Here is a 3,780-nt window from a genome sequence, read left to right on the forward strand (position 1 = left end):
AAAAAATACAACCCTCTAACAAAGATTGTATCATTCTTGTGAATGAATTTAATTAGGGTGGGGAAACCCCACCCCTACAGATATTAGCGTTTCACCAATTTCTTAGACATCTTGCGAAGACGAATAGATTCAGGTGTAACCTCCACCAATTCATCTTGAGCAATGTATTCCAAAGCTCGTTCTAAATTCATATCTATCGGTGTTTGTAACTGAGTCAGTTCTTCACCACCAGATGAGCGGTGGTTGGTTAACTGCTTAGTTTTACAAACGTTCAATTCCAAATCTTGGGGACGATTATGTTCACCAATAATCATACCTTTGTAAACTTTTGTTCCTTCACTGATAAAGAATGCACCTCTATCTTCACAATTCTTCATCGCGTAAGCAGTAGAAACACCTTCTTCAAAGGAGATAAGAACACCCTTATTCCGGGCTTCAATATCACCGCAAAGGGGACGATAATCAAGGAAACTGTGGTTCATGATCCCTTCACCGCGAGTCATCCGCATGAATTCACCCCGGAAACCAATTAAACCACGGGCTGCCACAATAAACTCTAGTTGGGTGCGATCGCCTCCACCTGGCTGCATATCTTGCATTTCCGCTTTCCGTTGTCCTAAGCGTTCAATACAGCTACCAACTGCATCGGCGGGAACGTCTAAAGCTAGAAGTTCAAAAGGTTCGCAAGGTTGACCATTAACTGTGCGGTAAATTACTTGAGGTTGAGATACTTGGAACTCAAAACCTTCACGACGCATGGTTTCGATTAAGATACCCAGGTGTAATTCACCCCGACCAGAAACCAAGAATTTATCGGGAGAGTCGGTGTCTTCAACGCGCAAAGCTACGTTGGTTTCTAATTCGCGGTATAGGCGATCGCGGATTTGCCGAGATGTTACCAGTTTACCTTCTTGACCAGCAAAAGGCGAATCATTCACCCAGAAAGTCATTTGTAAAGTTGGTTCATCTACCTTAATTAAGGGTAGAGCCAGAGGTTCATTAGGATCTGTAATAGTTTCACCAATATAAGCATCAGCAAAACCAGCTACAGCCACAATATAACCTGCGGTAGCTTCCTCCATTTCTATCCGTTTTAAACCTTCAAATCCCATCAACTTGGTAATTTTACCCTTGACAATACTGCCATCTTCTACCACCAAAGCAGCTTGTTGTCCAGCGCGGATAGTTCCGTTGTGGATTTTACCAATAACAATCCGCCCCAAATATTCAGAATAATCTAGGGTAGTCACTTGCAATTGCAGAGGCTTGTTAGGATCTCCCACAGGTGCAGGGACATGGCGAAGAATTGCATCAAATAGAGGCTGCATATCTACCCCTTCTTCTTCCAAAGTTTCCTTAGCGAAACCAGCCATACCGGAAGCAAAAAGATATTTGAAATCACATTGGTCTTCATCTGCACCTAATTCTAAGAACAGATCCAAGACCTTATCAACAGCAACATGGGGGTCAGCCTGTCCCCGGTCAATCTTGTTAATAACCACAATAGGACGCAAACCTTTTTCCAAAGCCTTTTTTAATACAAAGCGCGTTTGGGGCATTGGTCCTTCATTGGCATCAACAATCAGCAAACAACCGTCCACCATGCCAAGCACCCGCTCTACTTCCCCACCGAAGTCAGCGTGTCCAGGAGTATCAACAATATTAATCAGGGTTTCTTTGTAGCGAACCGCTGTATTTTTAGAAAGAATTGTAATGCCTCGTTCCCTTTCCAAATCATTGGAGTCCATGACACAATCCGGAACGTCTTCGCCTTCGCGGAAAATGCCGGACTGTTTGAGGAGAGCGTCAACAAGGGTGGTTTTACCATGGTCAACGTGGGCGATAATGGCGACGTTACGAATTGGGAGCGTCATAGAGGGTTTCGGTAAACTTTAAGGTTTTTAGATTAAGAAGCTAATTTTCGGTCGTTTTAACAGAAGTGGGGATGATTTGCCAAATCTGTAACGAACCTTTAATAATTCTAGCGTAATTGTCACAAATATTGTTATTTTGATAATAAATATCAAGAGCATGGTTTAGGTTGAGGAGTAGTCGTGAGGATTTTCTACAAGCAGACCTGCACTGACAGCGGCTATATTCAATTCTTTATCAGCAGATACAAAAGTTAATTGAGGTAAACTATTGGCAATGCAAAGGGTATTTATGGACTCAGCAGCAGCTAATTGAACTGCATCATAGCCGCGTAAACAATATTTTTCAGCTAATCTCATTCCTGAATTAATGATACTGTCTGTAATTTCTATCACTTGATATTCAGATTCGATATCATTTTTCAACTGATGTTATACTATTATAGCATCTTGAATATTAATACTTCCAGCCCGCGATCGCCTACTAATTGCCGCAGTAATCTCTACAGCCGTAATAGCAGCAATAAATACATCATTTTTTAACGTAGGATTGCACAAGCTAACAACCCAACCTGAACCTATTTCCGCAACGTAGCGTTTAACTAAGGCACTGCTATCTAAAAAATAAACTGACATTTAGCGACGTTCCTCAATAATAGTTTGAGAAACAGGTTTTCCTGCTGCCTGAATAAGTTTTCTTTCATGTTGTTTACTGTCAGCAGGTTGTTTAATTTGTTTTACCAAACCAGAACTTAACAGTGCTTGATGAAATTTTGTGATTTGATTAACTTGTGCTTTATCAGTTAGACATACTTGGATAGCTTGATTAAGTTGCTGTAGTTCATCTTGTTCTAAACTATCAAGCTGATTGAGAATTTCCTTGAGAATTGTTTGTGGCATAGGTTTTTAGTTTATAGTCAGGTGTTCTTCTACTATTTTAGGCAGATAATAACCTGAAATTAGCACTTACAACTAAAATTGTGCCAAAATGAACTTATAACTCTATAAGTTTACAGGTTATGGCTTGGTTGTCAGGACAGCAATTACAAGATGGTAAATATACCATAGAAAAAGAATTAGGCGAAGGTGGTTTTGGGATCACTTATCGCGCTAGAGATAATTATGACAATTTCGTTGTTATCAAAACTTTAAATGATGTAATCCAAAAACGTGCTGATTTTGCTAAATTTCAACAAGACTTTCTCAATGAAGCCATTAAATTAGCTAAATGTAGTCATCCTCATATTGTCCAAATTTACGAAGTCATTCATGAAAATGATCTTTGGTGTATGGTAATGGAATATATTGACGGGGAAGATTTAGGAAGTTTTGTAGAAAATCAAGGTGTTTTATCTGAATCTGAAGCATTACGCTATATTCAGCAAATTGGATCAGCATTAACTCTAGTTCATAATAACGGCTTATTACATCGAGATATTAAACCACAAAATATCATGTTGCGTTCTGGTAAATCAGAAGCAGTGTTAATTGATTTTGGGATTGCGCGAGAATTTACACCGAATTTAACTAAAACCCATACAAAAATATTATCTGATGGTTTTGCACCAATTGAACAATATGATGCTAGAGCAAAACGGGGAGCATTTACAGATGTTTATGCTTTAGCTGCAACTTTGTATTCTGTGTTAACTGGAGAATTACCAACTATATCACCAATGAGAGCAATTGGTACAGAATTGGCAGAAGCAAAAAAGATAAATTCTAGTATTAGCGATAAAGTGAATCAAGCGATAATTAAAGGAATGGAAATAAAGCCGGAAAATCGTCCTCAGTCAATAACTGAGTGGTTAGGTTTATTAGATTTAAATGAAATAGATTTACAACCACAAGTAACAAAAATTCCTAGTATTGATGTCGTTAATATTGTTCAAATTCCCAATTTATTAAC

General features: G+C 38.8%; 5 protein-coding genes. 1 reads left to right on the plus strand and 4 read right to left on the minus strand.

Annotated features, from left to right (window positions below; all coding sequences use genetic code 11):
• Positions 1 to 83: 83 nt before the first annotated feature.
• From typA to IQ228_RS23015, 4 genes are all read right to left on the minus strand, one after another.
• Complete coding sequence (typA, locus tag IQ228_RS23005; protein ID WP_027403846.1) at positions 84 to 1,874, minus strand: translational GTPase TypA; 1,791 nt, start codon at positions 1,872 to 1,874, stop codon at positions 84 to 86.
• Positions 1,875 to 2,036: 162 nt separating this feature from the next.
• Positions 2,037 to 2,297, minus strand: a complete 261-nt coding sequence (locus IQ228_RS26895; protein ID WP_228044031.1) for a type II toxin-antitoxin system VapC family toxin — start codon at positions 2,295 to 2,297, stop codon at positions 2,037 to 2,039.
• 6 nt (positions 2,298 to 2,303) lie between these two features.
• A complete protein-coding gene (locus tag IQ228_RS26900; RefSeq protein WP_228044032.1) occupies positions 2,304 to 2,507 on the minus strand; it encodes a type II toxin-antitoxin system VapC family toxin in 204 nt (67 codons plus the stop codon).
• Positions 2,508 to 2,771, minus strand: coding sequence for a hypothetical protein (locus IQ228_RS23015; protein ID WP_027403845.1), 264 nt, complete (start codon positions 2,769 to 2,771; stop codon positions 2,508 to 2,510).
• 119 nt (positions 2,772 to 2,890) lie between these two features.
• Between IQ228_RS23015 and IQ228_RS23020 the strand changes: the two genes are divergently transcribed.
• Positions 2,891 to 3,780: serine/threonine-protein kinase (locus tag IQ228_RS23020; RefSeq protein ID WP_228044033.1), on the plus strand; the 890-nt coding region annotated here is incomplete at its 3' end.

This window comes from Dolichospermum sp. LEGE 00246, assembly GCF_015207865.1.
Taxonomy (GTDB): Bacteria; Cyanobacteriota; Cyanobacteriia; order Cyanobacteriales; family Nostocaceae; genus Dolichospermum; species Dolichospermum heterosporum.

Excerpts from the sequence above, each read along its gene's own strand:
- typA (WP_027403846.1), bottom strand. The coding sequence starts at position 1,874 with ATGACGCTCCCAATTCGTAACGTCGCCATTATCGCCCACGTTGACCAT.
- IQ228_RS26900 (WP_228044032.1), bottom strand. The coding sequence starts at position 2,507 with ATGTCAGTTTATTTTTTAGATAGCAGTGCCTTAGTTAAACGCTACGTT.
- IQ228_RS23015 (WP_027403845.1), bottom strand. The coding sequence starts at position 2,771 with ATGCCACAAACAATTCTCAAGGAAATTCTCAATCAGCTTGATAGTTTA.